At 73.9% G+C, this 21,558-nt stretch carries 20 protein-coding genes and 1 pseudogene; 10 read left to right on the plus strand and 11 right to left on the minus strand.

The window, feature by feature from the left end:
- Positions 1–26 precede the first annotated feature (26 nt).
- Positions 27–884 carry a GNAT family N-acetyltransferase gene (locus K7B10_RS02560; RefSeq protein WP_229334314.1) on the plus strand — a complete coding sequence of 286 codons (858 nt, stop codon included), beginning with the start codon at positions 27–29 and terminating at the stop codon, positions 882–884.
- 148 nt (positions 885–1,032) lie between these two features.
- Here K7B10_RS02560 and K7B10_RS02565 read toward each other — a convergent pair whose 3' ends face one another.
- Positions 1,033–1,713, minus strand: a complete 681-nt coding sequence (locus K7B10_RS02565) for a TetR/AcrR family transcriptional regulator (RefSeq protein WP_229334315.1) — start codon at positions 1,711–1,713, stop codon at positions 1,033–1,035.
- Positions 1,714–1,835: 122 nt separating this feature from the next.
- Between K7B10_RS02565 and K7B10_RS02570 the strand changes: the two genes are divergently transcribed.
- Together K7B10_RS02570 and K7B10_RS02575 are read left to right on the plus strand one after the other, a co-directional pair.
- On the plus strand, positions 1,836–2,972 hold the full coding sequence (locus tag K7B10_RS02570) for an FAD-dependent oxidoreductase (protein WP_229334316.1): 1,137 nt from the start codon (positions 1,836–1,838) through the stop codon (positions 2,970–2,972).
- Between the two features lie 170 nt (positions 2,973–3,142).
- On the plus strand, positions 3,143–7,921 hold the full coding sequence (locus K7B10_RS02575) for a hypothetical protein (protein WP_229334317.1): 4,779 nt from the start codon (positions 3,143–3,145) through the stop codon (positions 7,919–7,921).
- Here K7B10_RS02575 and K7B10_RS02580 read toward each other — a convergent pair.
- Positions 7,914–8,114 (minus strand): hypothetical protein, encoded by a 201-nt coding sequence (locus tag K7B10_RS02580; RefSeq protein ID WP_229345768.1) that lies wholly within the window; start codon positions 8,112–8,114, stop codon positions 7,914–7,916. The two genes, K7B10_RS02575 and K7B10_RS02580, sit on opposite strands and share 8 nt — an antisense overlap.
- Before the next feature lie 213 nt (positions 8,115–8,327).
- Between K7B10_RS02580 and rpmG the strand changes: the two genes are divergently transcribed.
- The 5 genes from rpmG to K7B10_RS02605 all read left to right on the plus strand — a co-directional run bounded on the left by rpmG (position 8,328) and on the right by K7B10_RS02605 (position 10,933).
- Positions 8,328–8,492 carry a 50S ribosomal protein L33 gene (rpmG, locus tag K7B10_RS02585; RefSeq protein ID WP_229334318.1) on the plus strand — a complete coding sequence of 55 codons (165 nt, stop codon included), beginning with the start codon at positions 8,328–8,330 and terminating at the stop codon, positions 8,490–8,492.
- An 87-nt stretch (positions 8,493–8,579) separates the two neighbouring features.
- Positions 8,580–8,822, plus strand: a complete 243-nt coding sequence (locus tag K7B10_RS02590) for a type B 50S ribosomal protein L31 (RefSeq protein ID WP_229334319.1) — start codon at positions 8,580–8,582, stop codon at positions 8,820–8,822.
- A gap of 88 nt (positions 8,823–8,910) precedes the next feature.
- A complete protein-coding gene (locus tag K7B10_RS02595; protein WP_229334320.1) occupies positions 8,911–9,516 on the plus strand; it encodes a GOLPH3/VPS74 family protein in 606 nt (201 codons plus the stop codon).
- A gap of 268 nt (positions 9,517–9,784) precedes the next feature.
- Positions 9,785–10,141: a hypothetical protein gene (locus tag K7B10_RS02600; RefSeq protein ID WP_229334321.1), complete on the plus strand. Its 357-nt coding sequence runs from the start codon at positions 9,785–9,787 to the stop codon at positions 10,139–10,141.
- Between the two features lie 9 nt (positions 10,142–10,150).
- Positions 10,151–10,933 (plus strand): crotonase/enoyl-CoA hydratase family protein, encoded by a 783-nt coding sequence (locus K7B10_RS02605; protein ID WP_229334322.1) that lies wholly within the window; start codon positions 10,151–10,153, stop codon positions 10,931–10,933.
- A 136-nt stretch (positions 10,934–11,069) separates the two neighbouring features.
- On the opposite strand, the pseudogene K7B10_RS02610 reads toward K7B10_RS02605, so the two are convergent.
- The 3 genes and pseudogenes from K7B10_RS02610 to K7B10_RS41165 form a co-directional block, all read right to left on the minus strand.
- Positions 11,070–11,378 (minus strand): annotated as a pseudogene (locus K7B10_RS02610) (zinc-binding dehydrogenase); the annotation flags it as partial.
- Complete coding sequence (locus tag K7B10_RS02615) at positions 11,375–11,827, minus strand: alcohol dehydrogenase catalytic domain-containing protein (protein WP_229334323.1); 453 nt, start codon at positions 11,825–11,827, stop codon at positions 11,375–11,377. The gene K7B10_RS02615 and the pseudogene K7B10_RS02610, both read right to left, overlap by 4 nt.
- Positions 11,824–12,105 (minus strand): helix-turn-helix transcriptional regulator, encoded by a 282-nt coding sequence (locus K7B10_RS41165; RefSeq protein WP_372481354.1) that lies wholly within the window; start codon positions 12,103–12,105, stop codon positions 11,824–11,826. Before K7B10_RS41165 ends, K7B10_RS02615 begins: the two co-directional genes overlap by 4 nt.
- Positions 12,106–12,361: 256 nt before the next feature.
- On the opposite strand from K7B10_RS41165, the gene K7B10_RS02625 reads away from it, so the two are divergent.
- Complete coding sequence (locus K7B10_RS02625; RefSeq protein ID WP_372481355.1) at positions 12,362–12,802, plus strand: DUF7144 family membrane protein; 441 nt, start codon at positions 12,362–12,364, stop codon at positions 12,800–12,802.
- A gap of 36 nt (positions 12,803–12,838) precedes the next feature.
- Here the strand turns inward: K7B10_RS02625 and K7B10_RS02630 are convergent, their stop codons facing one another.
- The 6 genes from K7B10_RS02630 to K7B10_RS02655 form a co-directional block, all read right to left on the minus strand.
- Positions 12,839–13,375, minus strand: a complete 537-nt coding sequence (locus tag K7B10_RS02630) for a CAP domain-containing protein (RefSeq protein WP_229334324.1) — start codon at positions 13,373–13,375, stop codon at positions 12,839–12,841.
- A gap of 100 nt (positions 13,376–13,475) precedes the next feature.
- Positions 13,476–14,900, minus strand: a complete 1,425-nt coding sequence (locus K7B10_RS02635) for an extracellular solute-binding protein (protein ID WP_229334325.1) — start codon at positions 14,898–14,900, stop codon at positions 13,476–13,478.
- Positions 14,897–17,554: a caspase family protein gene (locus K7B10_RS02640; RefSeq protein ID WP_229334326.1), complete on the minus strand. Its 2,658-nt coding sequence runs from the start codon at positions 17,552–17,554 to the stop codon at positions 14,897–14,899. The genes K7B10_RS02635 and K7B10_RS02640 overlap by 4 nt, the downstream gene beginning before the upstream one ends.
- A gap of 3 nt (positions 17,555–17,557) precedes the next feature.
- On the minus strand, positions 17,558–17,902 hold the full coding sequence (locus K7B10_RS02645) for a hypothetical protein (protein ID WP_229334327.1): 345 nt from the start codon (positions 17,900–17,902) through the stop codon (positions 17,558–17,560).
- A 64-nt stretch (positions 17,903–17,966) separates the two neighbouring features.
- Positions 17,967–19,370: an amidohydrolase family protein gene (locus tag K7B10_RS02650; protein WP_229344717.1), complete on the minus strand. Its 1,404-nt coding sequence runs from the start codon at positions 19,368–19,370 to the stop codon at positions 17,967–17,969.
- 148 nt (positions 19,371–19,518) lie between these two features.
- Positions 19,519–20,340 (minus strand): helix-turn-helix domain-containing protein, encoded by an 822-nt coding sequence (locus K7B10_RS02655; protein WP_229334328.1) that lies wholly within the window; start codon positions 20,338–20,340, stop codon positions 19,519–19,521.
- A gap of 236 nt (positions 20,341–20,576) precedes the next feature.
- Between K7B10_RS02655 and K7B10_RS02660 the strand changes: the two genes are divergently transcribed.
- Positions 20,577–21,515: a GDSL-type esterase/lipase family protein gene (locus tag K7B10_RS02660; protein ID WP_229334329.1), complete on the plus strand. Its 939-nt coding sequence runs from the start codon at positions 20,577–20,579 to the stop codon at positions 21,513–21,515.
- The last annotated feature ends 43 nt before the right edge of the window (positions 21,516–21,558 follow it).

Consider the following 21,558-nt stretch of genomic DNA (forward strand, 5'->3'; position numbering starts at 1 on the left):
TTCGCGGTCACGCCTAGGGTGGGCGGATGGACGAGATGGGGATGGTGACCTGTCAGGCCGAGTGGCGGGGCGGGTTCGAGGAGCGGGTGCTGGCCGGGTACCGGGCCGCGGGGTGTTCGGAGCCGCTGGCACGGGCCCTGCTGGAGCGGGCGGTGAAGGGGATCGAGGACTGGACGGTGGCCACGGACGGCACCGGCTGGATCGCGGTCGGGGTGGCGCAGGAGAACGGCGCCCTCGTGGGCCGGATCCACGACCTGACGGCGCCGCGGGGGCGGGAGTGGGCCGAGCGGTGGTGCGCCGGGCAGGGTGCGGAGCGGGTGGAGGTCCGGCTCACCGGCGGAGCGGGGGCGGAAGCGTTCGCGGACTATCCCGTACGGGGACAGAACCGGATGCGGGTCGCGGCCGAGCGGCCGGTGCTGCCCGCGGGCCTGACGGTCCGCCCCCTCACCGAGGAGGAGTACCCGGGCTGGTACGCCGCCGAGGAAGCGGCGTACATCGCGGACATCGTCCGGGCCGGTGCGCTCACTCCGGAGCAGGCCGAGGAGAAGTCCGACCAGGACTTCGCGCGCCACCTCCCGCAGGGGTACCTGACCCCGGGTCACGGCTTCTACGCGATGGAGGCCGACGGCCGGGTGGTCGGCACCGGCTGGGTGAACCACGGCTTCCTGCCGGGCGTGACCTTCGGCTTCTCGCTGGAAGTGCACGAGGAACACCGGGGCAAGGGGTACGGCCGGGCCGCGATGACCGTCGGCGAGTGGGCCACGCGGCACGGCGGCGACGAGGTGATGATGTTCAACGTGTTCGGCGGGAACGAGGTCGCGATGGGCCTCTACGACAGCACCGGCTTCGCCGTGCTGGACGAGTACCGCTCGATCGACCTCTGACACCGGCCCGCGGGGCCCGGGCCTCCGCGGCCGCCTCGTGGGCCGGTACACCCGGCCGCGGGGCGGAAGCGGAGGCCCACCGCGAGAACTCCGGCCGTAACCCGTCCCGCGAGAACGGCGCCCGCTCGACGCGTCCGGCAGCGCCGGGTCAGTCCGATGCCGACGCGGCGATTCCGGCGAGGATGAGGTCGATTCCGGCGAGGAACTCGACTCGGTCGTCATGATCGCGGAGCTGTTCCGCGGCGTCACGGGTGAACGCGTACTCGTCGGGATCGAGATTCGCCCATGCGGCCGAGACGGTGTCGAGGAACTCCGTCCGGTTCCTCTCCGATTCCTGGCCATGGGCGTTGGCCGCGTTCTGTCCGGCCACCCCGAGGATGTAGTTCAGGAGCGCGGACGCGGCGGTGAACTGGGCGGCCCGGGGCACTCCGAGCGCTCGGACCTGGCGCCCGAGGTGTTCGAAGACCCTCAGCATCGGCGACTGCCCCGGTGAGCGGGAGAGCTGGTTGCCGATCCACGGGTGCGCGTCGATCGCGTCGAACAGCCGGAGCCCGAGGGCGCGGATCGCCTCCTGCGGCGTCGCCGACGCGCAAGCGCCGCCGAGCACGATGCCGGCGACGACGCCCTCGGTGGCGGCACCGAGGAGCTCGTCCTTGCCCGAGACGTGCCAGTAGATGGCACCCGGCCCGGTGGCGAGGCGCTCGGCCAGCACGCGGAACGTGAGTCCGCCCTCGCCCGCCGTGTCGAGGATCCCGATCGCCGCCTCGACGATCCGCTCACGGGAGAGCGGTTCCTCCCGTCGCTCCGCACGACGCGTCCTGGTTGCCATGCGTCCATCCTGGCACAGGCCTGGAACCCCGTTCCAGCTTGACATCTCTGGAACGGGGTTCCAGTGTGGGGTGTGGAACGGCATTCCAGTACGTCCAGAGATGCGACAGGCAGGGAATCACCATGGCCACTGACGTCACGATCATCGGAGCCGGGCTCGGAGGGCTGACCCTCGCCCGCGTCCTCCACCTCCACGGAATTCCCGCGACGATCTACGAGGCGGAGCCCTCGCCGACCGCGCGCACGCAGGGCGGCATGCTCGACATCCACGACCACAACGGGCAGCTCGCCCTCAAGGCCGCCGGCCTGTTCGACGAATTCCTGGGGCTCGTCCACGAGGGCGGTGAAGCCTCACGCGTGCTCGACCGGGACGGAACGGTGCTCCACGACGAGCCGGACGAGGGCACCGGCGGGCGTCCGGAGGTCCACCGCGGCGACCTGCGGCGCATCCTTCTCGACTCGCTGCCGGCCGACACGATCGAGTGGGGGCGCAAGGCCGCCTCGGTCCGCCCGCTCGGCGGCGGCCGGCACGAGGTGACGTTCGCGGACGGGGCGACCGTGACCACGGACCTGCTGGTGGGCGCGGACGGGGCCTGGTCGCGGATCCGTCCGCTGCTGTCCGACGCGAAGCCCGAGTACGTCGGGATCTCCTTCGTCGAGACCTGTCTGTACGACTCCGACACCCGGCACCCGGCCAGTGCACGGGCGGTCGGCGGCGGGTCGCTCTTCGCACTCGCGCCCGGGAAGGGGATCCTCGCCCACCGGGAGTCCGGCGGCGTCCTGCACACCTACGTGGCGCTCAACAAGCCGGAGGAGTGGATCGCCGGCATCGACTTCGATCACGCGGACGCGGCCATCGCCCGCATCGCCGCGGAGTTCGAGGGCTGGGCCCCGGAGCTCACCGCGCTCATCACGGACGGCGAGACCCCTCCGGTTCCGCGGACCGTCAACGCCCTGCCGATCGGGCACCGGTGGGACCGCGTGCCCGGCGTCACGCTGCTCGGTGACGCCGCCCACCTGATGTCACCGTTCGCCGGCGAGGGCGCCAACCTCGCCATGTACGACGGCGCCGAGCTCGGCAACGCCATCGCCGCGCACCCGGACGACCTCGAGGCCGCACTCACCGCGTACGAGGAAGCCCTCTTCCCCCGGAGCGCCGACGCAGCCGCCGAGGCCGCCCGCAACCACGAGCTGTGCTTCGACGAGAACGCCCCGCACAGCTTGGTCTCCCTGTTCACCGACCACGAGCCGGCCGGCTGAACGGGAACCCGCGGGCCGGGCCCGTTCGTCGTACACGCTGCCGGACGGACGGGTGGGCGGACGGGCGGGCGCGACGGGCGCGACGGGCGCGACGGGCGCGACGGGGCAACGAGCCCGTCCGGTCTCCCCGTCGGGCGGCGTTGTCGGAGCCGCGTGCGACGATGCGAAGCATGATCGTCTCGTTGGAAGCCCTGCTGCCCACCGCCGGTGCCCACACCTCGACCACCTACGCCGACTGGGTCGCCGCCCACGACCCGGGCGCGGCCGGGAGCGCCCGCGATCTGATCGAGGACATGCGCGGCGAACTCGGGCGGTCCTGGACCAAGCCCGGCCGGTTCGTGGACACGATGGCGGCGCGGGCGCGGCGGCTGCCGGCGGCGCATCTGCCGTGGTTCTGGGACACCGTGGGGCATCGGCTGATCGGCTACGGGAGCCGCCCGGGCGGCCGCGCCTACGCTGCGGCGCGGGCGGCCGAGACCCGGCACCGGCTCCCGGTCGACGCCGGATACCGCAGGGCCAACGCACTGCTGTTCGCGGCGGGCGGCGCCATGCCGGCCAAGGAGTTCGGGGCGCACCAGCGGTTCCTCGCCGAGACGTTGGAACCGTCCGCCGCGCACACGGCCCTGGAGGCGTTCCTGACCGCCTGGGCGGGTTCGCCGGCGGACCTGCCGGCCGATCTGGTGCGCCGGGTGCGGGCCTCCGCGAAGGCCGCCGGGTACGGGGACGAGGAGGCCGCCCGGCTGGTGGGCTCGATCCTGTCGGTCACGCGGAAGAAGTCCGTGCCGGACGCGCTTCTCGACGCCGCGGGCACGGTCCTGACGGCGCATCCGCCGGCGGACGCCCTCCTCGCCGGGCTGGTGGAGGTGTTCCCGGACGGAGTCACCGACGGCGGAGCCTGGTTGCGGATGCTCATCGGCTGTGGCGCCGCGGAGGCCATGGCGGCCGGGCGGGTGGTGCCCGAGGGCGGGCTGCACCACTGGGTGGGGAACTACGTACGGATGTACCAGTACGCGGCGCAGTCCGGGGGCGGGGTGGCCCGGCAGCCGCTGCCGGTGGAATTCCTCGATCTGGTGGGCCGGTTGGGGCCGCGCCTGCGGTCTGAGGGGACCCCGGTGACGGTGCACACCACCCGCCACCACTACCAGGGCTTCGACGCGGACGTGCTGGACGCGTGTCTGGCGGCCGGGGTGGCGGTCGTCGACCCGGGGCCGGAGACGCGGATGCGGTTCTGGGGCGAGCGGTCGCGGCGGGACCTGTCCGCGCTGGCCGCCGACCCGGTGTTCGGCCCGCGGTTGGAGGGGACGGTCCACGCGGATCTGCTGCCGCGGTGGGGGCCGGCGCGCGGGCGCCGCTCCGGTTCGGCGGTGACCCTGCTCCCGGGCAACGAGGGCATCGCGCAGGAGGTCGCCGTACGGGTCGGCAAGCTCGTCGACACCCTGGCCGGCGGCGGGATGGCCGGGGCCGAGGAGGCCGTGGCCGAGCTGGAGACCGTACTGGACCGCCCGACGGTGTCGGCGCTCGGCGGGATCGCGGACGCCCTCGCCGAGGCGGGGACGGCCGGTGCGCTGCGGCGCTCGCTGGCGGCCGGGCTGCCCGAGGAACTGGCCTGGCCGGCCCTGGAGTCGGTGTACGCCGAGTTCGCGGCGGGCGTCGGCGCCGGAGAGGCGGACGGGGCGCCGCCGGGGCCGGCGGGGGTGGCCGGAGTGACCGCCACCTGGCCGGTGCTGACGGTGTTCGGGCGGGACCGGGCGGTCGCGGTCGGACCGGACGGGGTGCGGGGATCCTGCGGGTTCGCGGTGCCCGACGAAGCGACCATGTACGCGGTGCACTACGTGGGCGGCTCCTTCCTGGTCAGCTGGACGGTCGAGCGCAGCCCGTACCACTGCGACACCGCCGTGTGGGCGGACCGTCCCGCGGAGGTGTTCGCACCCGACGAGGTGGGCGGGCTCGTGCCGTTCGGCGGCAGCCTGGACGGGGCGTACGGCTTCCAGTTCGAGACCGCCGACGGGGGCGGGCGCCACGGTGGCCGACGGGTCCTGCGTCCGGGCGGCAGGGAGGGCATCGACCGGGACGAGCTGCAGCTCGGCGACGGCTCGCGGATCTGGACCAACGCCGTGTTCGGGCGCCGGCCGTGGGAGGTGGTGGACCCGGTCACCGGGGAGCCGCGGGGACCGGTCGCGCTGCCGGACTTCCCGGGCCGCGCGGCGAGCGCCGATCCGGCCGCGGAGCCGTCCGAGGTCGGCATGTCGCCGGCCACGGAGGCCCTGCAACTGGCGCCGCTGCCCGCCGGTCTGACCACCTCCCCGCTGGGCAGCCGGGACGGGCTGGTCGGTACGCGCGTGCTGTTCCGTACCCGGCACCGCGACCACGCGCCGGACCACTACCTGCTGGAGAGCGTGGACGGGCGTACGGCCCGGTTCGACATCGACCGGCCGGGCCAGGAGCCCTGGGGCCTGTGGGCGCCGCCGGAAGGTGCGGTGGAGGACGTGGTCCTCGCCGAGGCGCAGACGCGGACGGGCGTGCGCGCGTACGCCGCCGACGGCTCGCTGCTGTGGGAGCTGGACGGGCACCAGTCGCCGCGCAATCCGCGGGTGGCCCCGGTGCGCCGGGTCACCGCGTCCGGGGGCGTGGCCCTGCCACCCGCCTTCTGGTACCTGCTGCGGACCCGGGACGCGGCCGGATCCCGGACGCTGAGAGGGGTGGGCCGGGAAACCGCGGAGGCCCTCCTGAAGGCCGCCCGCGCGGACGCGCGGGAACTGCGTGCCGCCGTGGCCAGGGAGCTGCCGGGCATCGGCGATCCGGTGCTGGTCGAGGCCGTGGTGGCGGTGGCCGGGCGGGCCGCCCGGGTGGAGGAGCGCAGGCTCGCCCTGCACCGGCGGGTGACCCTGCTCGCGCAGGCTCCGCCGGCCGTGCCGCGCCGGTCCGCCCCGGACACCGAGCTGATGCCCGCGCTGTTCGGGCTCGTCTCGGAGGGGGGCGACGACCCGCGGCACCGGAGCCCCGGTGCGGGCCTGCCCGCGACGCTGGGCGCGCTGGCCACGGACGGGGCCTGTCTGGCGGGGACCATCGCCGAGGAGGTGCGCCGGCTCTCGCCGCCGGCGCCCCCGCGGGACTGGTCGCAGCTGATGGGTGCGATCGACGCCGCCGCCTGGCGCGCGGCGGTGGAGCCGACCGCGGACGGGGAGCGGGCCGCTCTGGTGGCGCTGCTGGACACCTGGGCCGACCAGCCGTTCGCCCGCGCGGGCGGCCGGTGGTGGGTGGGCCGCGCGTCCGCCGGGGTCGTGGACGGGCTGCGCGAGGGCGGGATCGCGGCGGCGTCCTGGCCGGTGCGGGCCGGCGGCTCGCAGACCTGGTTCGTGGCGGCCGCCGCCCCTTCGGTTGGGGCGGACGCGGACGCTGACCCGGTACCGGCGGCGGTTCCGCAGGCCCGGCTCGTGCGGGTGGCGCGCGATGACGCCGCACGGCTGCGGGCCCTGATCGCGGCGATCGAGGCGCACGGGCCGGTCCGGGTGCCGGAGTCGGCGGCCGCGCGCTTCGCCGAGCTGACCGGCGTGCGCAGGGCGGTGGCCCGGCTCGTGGTGGCCGGTCTGGTCGGCCGCCCCGACCGTGACGAGGACCGTGCCCTGGCGCGCAAGGCCCCGTACAAGGCGACGCCGATGACGGCCGAGTCGTACGAGCGGCTGCGGGCCCGGCTCGGCGGGGCGGGCCGGCGCGCCGTCCTGGCGGCGGGCCTGCCCGAGGACCCGGCCGAACTGTGGCGGGCGGGCGGGATCGAGGCCGCCGCGGAGCGCATGGCCGCGGTGTGGTGCGAGCGTCTCGGGACGCTCCCCGCCCTGGACGACGAGGCGGCCGACGCCCTGGAGGCCGAGCTGGGGCTCCCGGAGGTGTGGGCCCGGCGGCTCGCGGGCGGATACGGGGCCGCCGCGGACGCGACCGTGGAAGCGGCCGGCTGGGAACTGGCGGCGACTCCGTACGGGGCGGGCGTGGAGGTCCGGGCCGTGCCGCCGGCCGGGGCGGAGCTGCCGTACCGCACCCCGGTGGGGCTCTCGCTCTGGCAGATGGCGGGCGCGCTGGTGTGGGCCTGGACGGACCGGCCCGTGGGTGATCCGGCGGTCGCCGGCGCCATGGACCTGTACGAGAGGCTGCGCGCGGAGCTCGCCCGTCCGGATCTGCTGATGGCGCTGGCCGGTGGGCGGGTCCAGGACACCTCGGAGCGGATCGCGGAGCGGTTCGGGCCCGCGCGGCTGCCGGTGGCGGTGGACCGCCGCAAGGAGGCGAAGCCGGTCGGGGTGACCGCGTACGACTCCGGGCCGCTGGTGGTGTGCGCGCCCGGCGGCGCCGCGTTCCTGCGGCCCGCGGCGGTGGCCGACCCGCAGGTGTGGCGGCGGGTGAGGGAGGTCACCGACCTGGCCGAGGAGCTGGACCGGGTGGCGCCGCTGTCGGCCGGCGGCGGTCTGGAGCGGATGATGCACCGGGCCCGCTCCGCAGCGGTGCCGGCCGGTTCCTACGAGGCGGACCCGCGGCAGTCGTGCCCGGAGCTGGTGGTACGGGTGTCCGAGCGGCTCGGGGTCGGCGCGGACGCGGCTGCCCTGTACCTCCAGCTGGCGACGCTCGCCGCGCCCACCGACCGGAACGTGCGGCGCTGGAACGGCTGGTCGCCCAAGCAGCACGCCGCGGCCCGTACGGAACTGCTGGGCACGGGCCGGGTGGTGGAGGCCAGGCGGGCGCGGGCGGGCCGGACCCTGTTCCTGCCCGGGGAGTGGAGTGAGCTGAAGTCCCCGCACCTGCCCCTGGAGACGGTGAAGCTGGCTCCGCACGCGGTGCGCCCGCTGTGGCGCAACGAGATCCGCAGCCCGTTCGGGCGGGTCCTGCCGACGGCACCGCTGCACGAGATGTTCGCCGCGGCCTGGGAACGGGAGTGCGGCGAGGCGGGCCCCGAGGTCAACTGAGCCCGGGCGGCGGGCCGGTGGCGATCCGGTCCGCCGTGGGGCCCAGGGGGTTGCCGTACTTGGCCGTGTTCCGCTCCTCCAGGATGCGCGCCTCCTCCGGGGTCATGCCCGCGCGGGTGATCGCCTTGGCCTGGTTGCGCATGTCGACGAGTTCCCTGGCGACCTCCTCGTCGATGGCCCCGGCGTCGCGCATGTCCGCGGCGGCCGAGGAGGACGCGACGGCGGCCGAGGAGGGCCAGGGCGGCCGCGCACCACCGCACGCGCACCCACACCGATGATCCCTCGGACGGGGAACGGAGCGGGTTGCGTCGCGGGGCGGGAATGCACCGGGCCGGTCTCCTGTTGGAGGAGTCAGCTGGCATGCGCGGGTCAAACACCGCGCGGATGTCACCGAGAGGAGCACCCCGTGGCACGCAACACCACACGCCCCGTCGTCCGGCTGAAGTCGACGGCCGGCACCGGCACCACCTACACGACGCGCAAGAACACCCGGAACGACCCCGACCGGCTCGTCCTGCGGAAGTACGACGCTCTGGCCGGGAAGCACGTCGTCTTTCGAGAGGAACGCTGAGGCGTTCCGGGAACCGACCGCCACGTATGCGGGCGCCACCGCTCGCACGCGGCACGCGCCGCCCACGTGCATGAGGAAGGACACCGCATGAAGCCCCGCATCCACCCCGAATCCCGCTCCGTCGTCTTCCGCGACCGCGCGGCCGGCACCGCGTTCCTGACCCGGTCGACCGCGCACGCGCCGGGCAGCATCGAGTGGGAAGACGGCAAGACCTACCCCCTGGTCGACGTCGAGATCTCGTCGGCGAGCCACCCGTTCTACACGGGGACCGCGCGGATCGTGGACGCCGAGGGCCGGGTGGAGCGTTTCCACCGGCGCTACGAGCGCTGAGCGCCCTCCCGCGGTTGACCGCGGGCACGCGCGATACTGGCGCCCGGTGGGACCACACCACTGCCGATGACCCCGAGGGGAGCCGTTCATGACCACGGCGAAAGACCTGTTCATCATCGCCATGGATCCGAAGCCGGACCACCCCGTGGGGCAGGGCGACTTGTCGCTCGCCCTCGCGGGGGCCGAGCTGATCGATCTCATCGGCGCGCAGGTCGTCACCCTGGACGGTGACAGCATCGTTCCGGGCGGACCGTCGGCCTCGGACGACCGCCTCCTGGGCGAGGCGTCGGCCGCGCTCACCCGGCAGGTGCCGTACGAGCACGTCGATGACTGGCTCTGGCGCAGGGGCCGTGACCTCGCCGCGGCGTACCAGGCCGCCCTGGAGGCTGACGGCGAGCTGACGCGGGGACGCGGCGGAAGGTCGCTCTTCGGGGCGGAGCGCGTGGAGCTGGCCGATTCGGCCGCGCTGCGCCGGGCACGGAACCGCTGGGAGGCGGACGAGCCCGTGCTTGCCGCCCTCGCGGCGGTGGTGGGCGTGCAGAGCGGCCCGTCCGAGGAGGAACTCGACCTCGACGACGAGGCGGTGACGACCGTGCTGGCCATCGTCCACGACGCGGTGATGGAGCTGGAAGCCGTACGTCAACGGCGGTCCATCGAGAAGGCGGCGTTCGCCAACGTCTGGCGAGCACCCTAAGGGCTGTCCCGTAATCCCCGGCGGGCGCGCGGCGCCAGCTACGGCACCTCGCCGCGTGGTCGGGATCGCCCGAATACGCCCCGTACGAGGACGACCCTCCGCCTTGCGATGCACCGCATCTGACGCCGCGCGCTGACCACCCGCGGATCACGGGACAGCCCTTAGCCGGACGCAAAGACGTTCGAATGCCGCGCGGGCGCGAGAGCCGAAATGGAGTAGATCTCCGGACCGGCTCCCGGACCGGGGCGCAAGCTTTTAGGCTGGTCACATGCGCCACACGCTCACCAGCCTCGCCCACGCCTACGAGCTGGAGCACGTCAAGCGTGCCCCGGCCGGCGGTCGCGACTTCATGGCCCGGGCCGCCGCCTACCAGGAGCGGCTGGCCCAGCGCCCCGACCTGCGCCACTGGTCCCTCATCGACGACATCGACCCCGGGGACGACGGTCCCACCCGTGTTCTCGACGCCGACCTCGACGTGTGGACACGGCTCACCGAGGGCCCCAACCGCGGCGCGTGGCGGATGGCGCGGTTCGCCCGCCCCGAGCAGGAGGAGCAGCCCGGCGGCGCGCTGACCTGGCGGGATCTCGCGTACCACTACGGGCCGCTCACCGAGGACAGCCAGTGAGGGGGCGGCATGGCGGATGAGCCGGCGCCGGTGCGGGTCGAACGGGACGGCCCGGTGCTCACGGTGATCCTGAGCCGGCCGGAGGTCCGCAACGCCGTTGACGGTCCGACGGCTGCGCAGCTCGCCGATGCCTTCCGCCGGTTCGAGGCGGACGAGGAGGCGGCCGTCGCCGTGCTCTGGGGCGAGGGCGGTACTTTCTGCGCCGGCGCCGACCTCAAGGCCATCGGCACCGAGCGCGGCAATCAGGTGCTCGCTTCGGGGGACGGGCCCATGGGGCCGACCCGGATGCGGCTGAGCAAGCCGGTGATCGCGGCCGTCTCCGGGCACGCGGTGGCGGGGGGCCTGGAGCTGGCGCTCTGGTGCGATCTGCGGGTCGTGGAGGAGGACGCGGTCTTCGGCGTGTTCTGCCGCCGCTGGGGCGTGCCGCTGATCGACGGCGGTACGGTGCGGCTGCCCCGGCTGATCGGCGAGAGCCGGGCCATGGACCTGATCCTCACGGGTCGCCCGGTCGCCGCCGCCGAGGCGCACTCGATCGGGCTCGCGAACCGGGTGGTGGCGCCGGGGCTGTCACGTCGGGCCGCGGAGGAGCTGGCGCGCGAGATCGCCGCCTTCCCCCAACTGTGCATGCGCCACGACCGGCTGTCCGTCCTGGAACAGCACGGGCTGGAGGAGGCGGAGGCATTGGCCGGGGAGTACCGCCATGGCCTGTTCCCGCTGGGCGCTGGCGAGACTGCGGCGGGGGCCGGCCGCTTCGCCTCGGGCGCGGGGCGGCACGGCGCGTTCGGGGAGTGATCCGACGGCAGCCGGCCGCCACCCGCGTGAGCGCGCCGGACTCGATGCCCCCCAGCGCGCGCAGGTCCTCGGATCGCGGGCTGGCGGCGAGTCCCCGCAGGCGGTGACGGGTGAACGGCGACAGCAGGAGCGCGCGCAGCTGCCGGTCGTGGCCGCCGATCCAGCGGCCGTCGGTCTCGCCGCCGACGGTGATCAGTGTCCCGCGCGGGGTCAGCGCCCGGCGCAGCCCCCGCAGGGGGCGGTTGCCGCCGATGTCGAGGACGAGGTCGTACGGGCGGGCCGCGTCGGTGGGGTCCTCGCGCGTGTAGTCCACGATCTCGTCGGCGCCGAGGGAGCGCGCCAGCTCCGCTTGGGGAGTACTGCAGACTCCGGTGACGTGTCCGGCCCCGAGCGCCTTGGCCAGTTGGACGGCGTACGTCCCCACCCCGCCGCCGGCGCCGATCACCAGGACCCGCTGACCGGGCTCCAGCCGCCCGCGCGCAGGGCCTGGAGGGCCGTGCTCGCCGAGATCGGGACGACGGCCGCCTCTTCGGGGGTGAGCCGGGCCGGACGCGGAGCCAACCCTTTCTCCTTGGCGCACGCGAACTCCGCGAAGGAGCCGGTGCAGGTGCCGTACACCTCGTCACCGGGCCGCCAGCGGGTGACGCCCGGTCCGACGGACTCGACGCGGCCCGCCACGTCCATGCCCCGGACCCGCTGCCCGGGTGCGCGCAGGCCGAAGCCCGCGGCGCGCAGGGCGCAGGGAGTGCCCGTCATGAGGTGCCAGACCCCTTGGTCGAGGCCCGCCGCGTGCAGCCGCAGGAGCACCTCGCCGGGCCCGGGAACGGGCCGGTCGATCTCTTCGAGGCGCAGGACCTCCGGCGGTCCGTACACGTCCTGGACCATGGCTCTCATCGGCTGTCCCCTCCGTCGTCGTCCGTGCCGCCCGGTGTGCACGTGCCGTTCGCGCCGCCGCCGTCGGCCGAGTACTGGAAGACGCCGTCGAGAGGCACCCCGAACACCTGGGCGATCTGGAAGGCCGTCTCCAGCGAGGGCGAGTAGCGGCCCTGCTCGATGGCGATGAACGTCTGGCGGCTCACGCCGATGCGGCGGGCGAGCTCGGCCTGGGTCATCTCGTCGTGTGCGAAGCGCTGGGCGCGAATGGTGTCGGTGACCCTCGTCGGCTTCACCACGGGTGGAAGCCGAACCGGTACGAGATGACCTTGACCACGGAGCTGAGCACCGAGGACAGGAGGAAGGCCAGGTAGATCGCGTTGGCGATCCAGACGGAGCGCCCTCGGCCATCGCGAGCAGCAGGCCGGAGACGGCGCCGATGACGATTCGTGACGTCGGAGTGCCGACGGGGTGCCCCCGTGCCACGCTGAGATGGAGATCGCGACGGTCCGGCGCTCGGCTGACCGGACGGCCGCGCCAAGCAAGGAGGCCGACATGGCCAGTACCCGAACCGGAGCGGTCGGCGCCGACCCCAGCCCGTGGCACGGGCCCACCTCCGGAAGCACCGTCCTCGCGGCAGCACTGATGATCTTCGGCGGGGCCATGGCCCTCTTCGAGGGAATCGCGGCCGTCGCCAAGGACGACCTGTTCCTCTCCACCCGGCACTACGTGTTCGAGTTCAGCCTGCAGGGCTGGGGCTGGGTCCACCTCATCCTGGGGATCATCATCATCCTGGCGGGCTGCGCCGTCCTCACCGGGGCCCTGTGGGCACGCTTCCTCGGCGTGTTCGTCGCGGGTCTGGGCGCGATCGCCAACTTCCTGTGGATCCCGTACTACCCGATCTGGGCCACCGTGCTGGTCGCCGTCAACCTCTTCATCGTCTGGGCGCTGTGCCACGGCATGCACCGGGAGGCCGGCCACGCCCACGCGGCGTGACACGGAGTGGCGTGACGCGCACTGGCGTGACGCGCCTCAGCTCCCGTACCGGCACACCACGACCCAGCCCGCACCCTGGATGGGAACGCCGCTCTTCGCACCGCAGCCCATCTTGTGCCACCTGGCGTCGATGATGTTGTAGTAGTGGCCCCAAGCCCCGTACCCGGTCGGGTTGCTCCGGTAGTCGTGGTTCGGGTCGGCGTCGTAGGCACTCTTCTCACCGGCCCAGTCGCCCGTGGCCTGGTCCGGCGGATAGCCGGACATGTTCTCGGCGGCGCTGCCCAGCGGAGCGTGCTTCAGTTGGCCGCCCGCCGTGGACGCCGGGTCGTCGGCCCAGGCCTGGGCCTCTGCGGCGAGCCCGCCGTCCCAGGTCAAGGGTGGCTCACCGGCCTGCTGGCGCACGCTGTTCGTCTCCGCGAGGATGGCCTGCTGCTGGTCGGGGCTGATCTCGGCGGGTCGCGCCACCGAGCCGGCGGGGGTCGCGGTGGCCCCGGTCGAGAGCAGCAGAGCGCCGGTCGTCAGCGCGACCGCGGCGAAGACCCGTGCGCGGCGTACCCGAGTGACGTTCCTCATGGCGACTCCCTGGTCGCACGGAAACGGCAGCACGTGGCGGACCACGGCCGCCTTCGGTAAGGCAAGCCTATGTCCGGGATCCGTGGGAGGCGAGTGGAGGTCAGCGTGAGGGCAGGGCCCGTCTCAGCTCCGCGTCCAGGTCGCCGGCGAGCTCTGCGTCGGAGGGTGGTGCGTCGCCCTGCAGCCGGGCCAGTTGAGCGGTGAACGTCTGGCTGAAGGCGCCGTAGAGCGGGGTGCGCGGGCGCTGGACGGCGTTCTCCAGGGCGGGCAGCAGGGTGCCGCGCGCGTAGGCGGGGCGTCCGGAGGAGTCCCGGGGCATCCGGTCGGTGCGCTCGCCCGCCGGGCCGGCCGTGGCCTGGCCGGCCGGCTTCGCGGCGTTGCAGGTCAGGCCGTTGTCCTCGTACGCGGAGAGCCTGGTGGCCGCGAACCCCGCGTCGAGCAGGCAGCGTTCGCTCTCCTTCCCGGTGAGGAACTCGACGAGCTGCCGGGCCGCGGCGCTGCGCTGCGAGCCCCTGGCCACGGCCAGGTTCTGGCCGCCCAGCACCGCCTTGCCTGGCAGCGGGGCCACGCCGAGCTGCTGGTCGGAAAGGGACTGGTGGAGCGTGCGGTACGCGTACGGCCAGTGCCGGAGGAAGCCCGTGCGGCCGTTCGCGAAGTCGGTGAGCGTGTCCGCCTCGTCGGAGTGGACGGCGTCCGGCAGGGTGTACGCGGCCTGGGTGCGGTTGCGCAGCTCGTCGAGCCCCGCCTGCAGGTCGGCCACGGAGCCGGCGTAGCGGCCGTCCTCGTCGGTGAGCGCGAATCCGTCGGCGGCGGACGCGAAGGCCTCGATGCCGTTGACGGTGAGGCCTTCGTACGAGGCGTCGAGCTGCGAGGTCCAGCCCTTGGCGTAGGGCCCGGGCAGCTTCTTGCCGGCCGTGTCGAGCGCGCCGATGAGCTGCCGCAGGACGGGCCAGCCGGTGTCCTTGCCCAGGTCGGTCTTGGTGACGCCCGCGCTCGCCAGGTAGTCGCGGCGGTAGAACAGCAGCCCGACGTCGCTGTTGAACGGGACGGAGTACAGCTCGTCCTTCCAGCGGGCCGTGCCGGCGACCGACGTGATGACGTCGGAGTCGACCAGCCGGTCGGGAAGCTGCTGGACGAGGCCCGCCGCCGCGAACTCCGGTACCCAGGTGACGTCGAGGTTGACGACGTCGTACTCGGCGCTGCCCGACTGCAGCGCACCGAGCAGCTGGCTGCGCTGCTGGTCCGCCGAGCCCGGCAGCTCGACCAGGCGGGCCCGGGAGGTGGAGCCCTTGGCCTCCTGCTGCCGGTTCCACTCCGCGATGAGCTGCTGGCGGATGCCGCCCTTGCCGGTCACGTCCCGGCCGCTGGCCAGCACGATCTCGCCCGCGATCTCGGCGGCGCCGGCGGCGGTCTGCCGGCCGTCGCCTGGGCCGTCGGACGCGCCCGCGTCGCAGCCCGCGGCGAGGAGCAGGGCGAGGAGCCCGGCCGACGCACGCAGTCCTACGCGTCCGGGGCCGTGCCTCATCCCTCGTCCCCCGTTCCGGTCCTGGCCACTTCGTCGCGCAGCCGGGCTACGAGGTCGCCCTTGGTGTCCAGACAGCGGCCGCCGCTCGCCTCCGAGACGGCAGCGTCCGGTCTGCCCTTGTCGCACCCGCCGCTGTCCAGGGAGGCCATGACCACCGGTGTCCTCCTCCCCCGCGCGGCCGCGAGGAGGTCGTTCAGCCGACCGCCCTCGGCCAGCCGGTTGTTGTCCTCGTCGTCCGTGAGGTAGACGATCAGCTGCGGACGGTGGTCGTCGGTGCCGCGCTGCGCCATGTACTCCAGGGCTGCGACCAGCGTCTGGTAGGGGTCGGCTTCCATATCCTTGACCTGCGCCGAAGCGGGGATCGCGCGCTGGGCCTCCTCGCGCTTGTGCTTGCCGAAGGGCAGCACCTCGCCGTACGGGCGGGGGCTGCCCGGCTCTCCGGCCACGCCCCAGACGCCGTATTCGTCCTGGCCGCCGAGCCCGGCCAGGGACTGGGCGATGATGCCGGGCGCGCCGCCGGGGCCCTCCCACAGGCCGCCCATGGAGCCGGACGAGTCGAGCAGGAAGAGCACCCGGCCCGGCCCTTCGGCCTCCCGGTAGCGCTTGAGCGCCTCGGTCATCGAGGTCGGCAGGGCGGGGCCGGGGAGCAGGCCGGGGTCGGTCAGGGCCCCGAAGTCGCCGCCGCCGAGGGGGCGGTGGCCGCCCGAGCCGCCGCGGAAGCCGTCCTGCCCGAACACGGCGAGTCCGCCGGAGGGGACGGACGCGGACACCGTCTTGCCTTCCTTGCCCGTCAGCCACGTACGGAAGCCCTCGACGGCGTGGTCCCGCGCGTCCTCGTCCCGGTCGGCGCCCCGCCAGCGCACCCGTACGAACGTCGGGCTCAGGCCCGGTACGTCGACGGGGTACTCGGCCATCCGCCCGGTCCGCGTGGCGCTGTCGCAGCCCACCCCGGTCTTGAGCAGGAACTCCGGGACCAGGGCGGTGGTGCGGTCGTCGAGCGCGTCGTCGTCGGGCAGGGTGCACAGCAGCTCCGCGCCGGTGCGCGAGGGCGGTCCCGTCTGGGCCACGGCGCGCTCGGCGGAGGCCGGGTCCTGGCCTCCCGTACCGCCGCCGTACAGGCCGATGGTCGCGAGGAGCCCGGCGTCGGTGTTCTCCGGGTCCGTGCGCCGCACTTCGGCCCGCGCCTCGCGCTTCCTGATCGCCTCCGTCAAGGCCGCGAGGCTGCCCACCCGGTCGGCGGCCGGCTCCGCCGCCAGCTCCTGCGGTACGGCGAGCACCACGGGCGAGTACGCGAACGGCTCGGGATCGGCCTCCAGGGTGACGTAGGTCCGCTCGGGGGACGTGAGGCGGGCCCGGTCCACGCTCGCGAACGAGGCCGGGATCCAGATGTCCGGCTGGGGGCCGATGTCGCGCTGCGGGTTGTTGTCGTCGCCCGTGGGCCGCTGCCACGGGTCGGACTGCCGGCTGAACGCGGCGACGGTGGCGGCGGCTCCGGCGCTGTAGACGGTGATGCCGCTGCGCCTGCAGCCGTCTGCCGTCCTGTTCGCCTTCGAGGTGAGGTACGCCTCCGCCGCCTTGCGCAGGGTGGGTTCGAGATCGGGGTCGGTGAGCAGCCGGAGTTCGAGCGGCGGTGTGCAGGGCGCCCCGTCCCCGCCGTCGAAGACGGCCAGGCCGGTGGCGACGAGCCCGGCGATCACCACGGGCACGCCGATGGCGGCCGCGAGCCGGCGGCGGCCGGTGAGGGGCACGAGCCCGCGGCGACCACCGGGTCTTCGGGCGAGCGCCCGTAAGCGGCCGCGCGCTCGCGCCGACCGCGGCGGAGGCCGCCTGCCGCCGGCCCCGTACGGCTCGGAGAAGAGGACCGGCGGGGGCTGCGCCGTCCGCCCGCCCGTCGGGCGGACGGGAGGGGCGGCGAGCAGTACGTCGGCTCCGGAGGTGGCCGAGCGGCTCTGCGGCTCCCACGGCTCGGGGGGCTCGCGCAGCGTCGTGTGGTGCGCGGACATGTGGGCCCTGAGCCGGTCGGCGAGTTCGCCGAAGCCGGCCTCGCCGTCCCGCAGGAGACGTACGAGCTGTGCGGTGAACGGTGTGGGACCGTCACCGTCTCCCGCGTCGATGCGGTTGTTGGCCTGGACGCTCATCAGCAGTGAGGTGCGCTGCCGCTGGGCGGTGCCGAGCGCGTCCCATGCCGCCGAGGCGTTGCCCGCGTAGCAGCAGTCGAGGATGACGACCACCCGCTCCGCCCTCGCGCGGGACAGAACGGTGAGGACGCTCTTCCAGGGCACGGCGCCGCGGAACACGGACTCGGTGCCGGGGACGATCGTCGCCCGCCGCATCAGCATCCACAGCTCGTCACCCGTGCTGGGCACGGCTCCGTGGCCGGAGAAGTACAGCAGGAGCAGCCCCTCGGCCGCGTCGACCGCGGCGTCCAGGTGCTGGTCGAACTCGTCCACGGTGCGCGGCCGGGTGACGGTGATCGTGTCTTCGGCGAAGACCCCGCCGGCGCGCAGGGCCCGTTCGAGTCCGGTGAGGTTGTGTGCGACCGCCGGGAGGTCCCCCGCCACGCCGAAGGGGTGCTCGGGCCGCGTGAAGTCGTAGTCGGGGACTCCGACGAGCAGCGCCCGGTTCGCCTTCCCGCGCGGGTCGAAGCGCGCCACGGGCTATCTCCCGTCGCCGCCCGGCTCGACGTCGACCTCCGGTGGTTCGCCCCGCTCCACGGAACGGCGGTTCTCGCGCCACGCGCGGACCCCGCTCTTGACCTGCTCGAACACTTCGTCGAACAGTTTGGGGGCGCCCGCGCCGATCAGCACCAGCATGATGTCCATGCCGGTGCCCATCGGGCTGTGGGCTCCGTCCTCCGTCCCCGCGCTTTCCTGGATCTCCAGCCTGCCGCTGTTCCGGAGCGCCTCGAGCTTCTGCTCCCGCTCGAGCCACGCCTTCAGCGCCCCGACATCGCTCTCGCTCGCACCGTGTGTGAGGCGCACGCGGATCTCGGTATTCGCCATAGCTTCCCCCTCAGCCACAACTCGACATGATGGCATGCGGGTTGGATTCGGCGGCAGCCCTTGGTCACAAACGGTGCCCCGGTGCGGGGGAGTTCAGCACGTGGTCGCGCGAGGCACGGACCTCACGGCGCAGCGCCGGCAGGTCGACGTCCAGGACCCGCCCGTTCCACTTTCGGGGTTCGCCGTTGATCAGGACGGCGCTGATGTTGCGTGCGTCGCAGCCGAGGACGACGGTGCCGATCGGGTCGTTGAGCGGCATGTTGTTGAGGTCCTCGGCCTGGACGACGAGCAGGTCGGCCTTCTTTCCCGGGGTGAGCGAGCCGGTGACGCCGGCGAGTCCGTTGGTGCGGGCGCCCTGGAGGGTGGCGAAGTCCAGGACGTCGTGCGTGGTGATGCGGGAGGGCTGCCGGTCGGTCCCGTAGGCGGCGTTGACGGCTCGCATCCGCTGGATGGCGTGCAGGGTGCGCATCTGTGTGAACATGTCGCCGGCCAGCGCGACCTCGACGTCGATGCTGAGGCCCGGGCGGATGCCGGCGGACAGGGCTTCGTCGACGGCGGGGATCGCGGTCTCCAGGCCGATCTGGGCGTCGGAGGTGGGGGCGAGCGCCACGGTGGTGCCGCTCTCCCCCATCACCTTCCAGGCCTCGGAGGTCAGCCCGGTGGCGTGGATGAGGGTGACGTCGGGGCCGAGGATGCCCTCCTCGGCCCAGTGCAGCACCGCCTCGGAGGATGCCGTGCCGAAGACGGCGTCGACGCTCACCCCGATGCCCAGGTCCCGGGCGACGCGGGCGAGTTCGGGGCCGTACGCGAGCGCCGGGCCGGCGATCTCGTCTGTGGCCAGGGCCGCCAGCCTCAGGGTCAGGAGCTGGTCGTCGCCGGCGAAGTACGCCTCCTTGAGGCGGGTCAGGTCTCCCGGCCACTGCCGGTCCCAGGTGCCGAAGTGCGGTCCCATGGAGGCGTGTACGCCGCGGATCGCGGTGTCCAGGAGGGCCTGGACCGCGGCGTCGGAGTGCTCGCGGGTACGGGAGTTGTGGGAGAAGTCGAGCATCGTGGTGATGCCGCTGTCGATCGCGGAGAGGGCGGCCAGCCGGGTGCCGACGTACATGTCCTGCGGCCGGTAGGCGGTGGCGTGGCCGGCCAGGGTGGCCATGACGTAGCCGCCCAGGTCGTCGACGTCGGGCATGATCCGCCGCAGCGGGGCCTGCCAGGCGTGCCGGTGGGTGTCGACGAAGCCGGGGGTGAGGAGCGCGCCGGCGCAGTCGATGACGACGGCGTCGTCCACTCCGAGGTCGTGGCCGACGGCGGTGATGGTGTCTCCCTCGACGAGGAGTTCGCCGCGGTCGACGACGCCGAGCCCCGGGTCCATGGTGACGAGGGTCGCGCCGGTGAACAGGATGCGCCGGCGGTCGGCGGGCAGGCGGCGGATCCGCGCGAGGGCGGCCTGGCCGGTGCTGTCGTGGAGGGTCACGGGGTGGACGGTCACGGGAGGTCTTCTTTCCGTACGCCGGAGAGGCGGGTGGTCGCTGTTGCGCAGCCACCAGCCTCTTCGCGGCAGGCGGACCGAACCAGGCCGCCGTCAACCGGGGTGTGGCGCACCCACCCGCGGCCCGCGGGCCTCAGTCGCGGGAACGGAGTTCCGCGAGGGCGGCCGCGGTGGCGCTGCCCGGCTCGGCCTGGTAGACGACCAGCTGCTGGTGCGGGGCGTCGTTCACGGTGAAGGCCGAGAACTGGATCTCCAGGGCGCCGGCCTGCGGGTGCACGAGGACCTTTTCCTGCCGGGTCTTGCCCTTGACCTCGTGCCGTGACCACAGCTGGGCGAAGTCCTCGCTCTTCGCCCGGAGCGTCTCGACGACCTCGGTGATCCGCGGGGAGTCGGGGTCGTGTCCGTAGGCGGCGCGCAGCTCGGACGCGCAGGAGTGCGCGGCCCGCTCCCAGTCCCGGTGGAACTCGCGCCCGGCCGGGTCGAGGAAGACCATGCGGGCCAGGTTGTCGAAGCGCCGGAATCCGCCGTGCAGTGCCGCGGCGAGGGCGTTGTGGGCGAGGACGTCGAGAGCCGGCCCCAGGACGAAGGCGGGGTTGTCCGGCCAGCTGTCGAGGAGCCGCCGGAGCTGCGGGCCGACCTCGTCAGGGCCGCCTGCCGGAATGCCTCGGGGACGTGCGTGGGAGGCCCGGCGCAGCCTGCGCAGGTGCTCGCGCTCCTCGCCGGCGAGCCGCAGGGCGGCGGCGATCGCGTCGATGACCTGCGGCGACGGGCTGGTCTCACGGCCTTGTTCCAGACGCATGTAGTAGTCGGAGCTCACGCCCGCGAGCAGCGCGACCTCCTCCCGCCGCAGCCCCGGCACCCGCCGTCGACCGTGTGCGGGCAGCCCCGCGTCACGCGGCCCCAGCCCCTCGCGCCGCGCCCTCAGAAACTCTCCCAGCGGAGTCCTGTCACTCATGCCCCCAAACGTAGTGGAGCCCGAAGACGACCGGCCGAGTGCCGGTCCCCGTCCAGAAGGTTTCGGCGGACGTCGCCGCCATCACGCGTACACCGGCGCCGAATTGGCCCGATCGCGGTGTCGAGAACCGGACAGCACGGCCACCTCCCGAAAACGCCGGGGTCCCGTTCAGAGGGCCGCGGGTGGCCGTTAGGGTGAGTTGATCAATCGTTTCAAGAAAGGCCAACCGGCTCCCCGTGTCCGAATCACGCCCTCATACCCTGTTCTCCTTCGGCACGTTGAGGGACGAGCGGGTACAGACCGCTCTCTTCGGGCGGACCGTGCCCACGTCCGCGGCGTCGCTGGCCGGCTACACCACCCGGCCCCTCCCGATCACCGACCCGGCCGTGATCGCCGCCAGCGGCCTCGACGTACACCTGATCCTGGAGCGCGAGCCGGGCTCCGCGGTCGAGGGCGCCGTCCTCCACCTCACCGACCAGGACCTCGCCGCGGCCGATGCGTACGAAGTCGACGACTACGCCCGCCGACGGGTGGTCCTCACCTCCGGGGAGAGCGCCTGGGCCTACCTGGACGCGGACCCGCTGCGCTCGGCCCAGCGGATCGTCATCGTGGGCGACAGCATCGCGTACGGACGCTGCGACCCGCGAGGCGGTTGGACGGGCCACCTCGCGGCCGCCCACATCGCGCGGAACGAGGCCGCACACCGCGTCTTCAACCTGGCCGTACCGGGCAGCTTCCTCACCGACGTCAGCGCACAGACGCCCGCACTGCTGGCCCCCCGCCTCCCCGACACCCTGATCGTCGCCGCGGGCATCAACGACTGCGCCGTGCGGCTCGCCTCCCCGGACGCCCCGTACGACGGGCCCGCGCACCTCGCGGACCACCTCGGCTCGCTGGCCGCCACGGCCCTGGACCACAACGCGCGACTCGTCGTCGTGGGACCGACGTGGATCGACGAAGCGCGCACCGGCGACTACGAGGGCCTGCGTTTCACGCTGGCGCGCGTACGGGCGCTGCGCGACGCCATGCGCACCTGGTGCGACGCGCACCAGGTCGACTTCATCGACATGTGGGAGCCCCTGCTCGGGAGGACCGAACTGCTCGTCGACGGCGTGCACCCCGGCGTCGAAGGACACGACGCGCTGTACCGGCACCTCGACACCCGCGGCCGCTGAGCCCGACCATGCACGAAGAACAACAGCACCAACAGCGGGGCAC

The organism is Streptomyces flavotricini (assembly GCF_020639365.1).
In the GTDB taxonomy this organism is placed as follows: domain Bacteria; phylum Actinomycetota; class Actinomycetes; order Streptomycetales; family Streptomycetaceae; genus Streptomyces; species Streptomyces flavotricini.

Coding starts and splice junctions, on each gene's coding strand:
- K7B10_RS02560 (WP_229334314.1), top strand. CDS start 27: ATGGACGAGATGGGGATGGTGACCTGTCAGGCCGAGTGGCGGGGCGGG.
- K7B10_RS02565 (WP_229334315.1), bottom strand. CDS start 1,713: ATGGCAACCAGGACGCGTCGTGCGGAGCGACGGGAGGAACCGCTCTCC.
- K7B10_RS02570 (WP_229334316.1), top strand. CDS start 1,836: ATGGCCACTGACGTCACGATCATCGGAGCCGGGCTCGGAGGGCTGACC.
- K7B10_RS02575 (WP_229334317.1), top strand. CDS start 3,143: ATGATCGTCTCGTTGGAAGCCCTGCTGCCCACCGCCGGTGCCCACACC.
- K7B10_RS02580 (WP_229345768.1), bottom strand. CDS start 8,114: ATGCGCGACGCCGGGGCCATCGACGAGGAGGTCGCCAGGGAACTCGTC.
- K7B10_RS02590 (WP_229334319.1), top strand. CDS start 8,580: ATGAAGCCCCGCATCCACCCCGAATCCCGCTCCGTCGTCTTCCGCGAC.
- K7B10_RS02595 (WP_229334320.1), top strand. CDS start 8,911: ATGACCACGGCGAAAGACCTGTTCATCATCGCCATGGATCCGAAGCCG.
- K7B10_RS02600 (WP_229334321.1), top strand. CDS start 9,785: ATGCGCCACACGCTCACCAGCCTCGCCCACGCCTACGAGCTGGAGCAC.
- K7B10_RS02605 (WP_229334322.1), top strand. CDS start 10,151: ATGGCGGATGAGCCGGCGCCGGTGCGGGTCGAACGGGACGGCCCGGTG.
- K7B10_RS02615 (WP_229334323.1), bottom strand. CDS start 11,827: ATGAGAGCCATGGTCCAGGACGTGTACGGACCGCCGGAGGTCCTGCGC.
- K7B10_RS02625 (WP_372481355.1), top strand. CDS start 12,362: ATGGCCAGTACCCGAACCGGAGCGGTCGGCGCCGACCCCAGCCCGTGG.
- K7B10_RS02630 (WP_229334324.1), bottom strand. CDS start 13,375: ATGAGGAACGTCACTCGGGTACGCCGCGCACGGGTCTTCGCCGCGGTC.
- K7B10_RS02635 (WP_229334325.1), bottom strand. CDS start 14,900: ATGAGGCACGGCCCCGGACGCGTAGGACTGCGTGCGTCGGCCGGGCTC.
- K7B10_RS02645 (WP_229334327.1), bottom strand. CDS start 17,902: ATGGCGAATACCGAGATCCGCGTGCGCCTCACACACGGTGCGAGCGAG.
- K7B10_RS02655 (WP_229334328.1), bottom strand. CDS start 20,340: ATGAGTGACAGGACTCCGCTGGGAGAGTTTCTGAGGGCGCGGCGCGAG.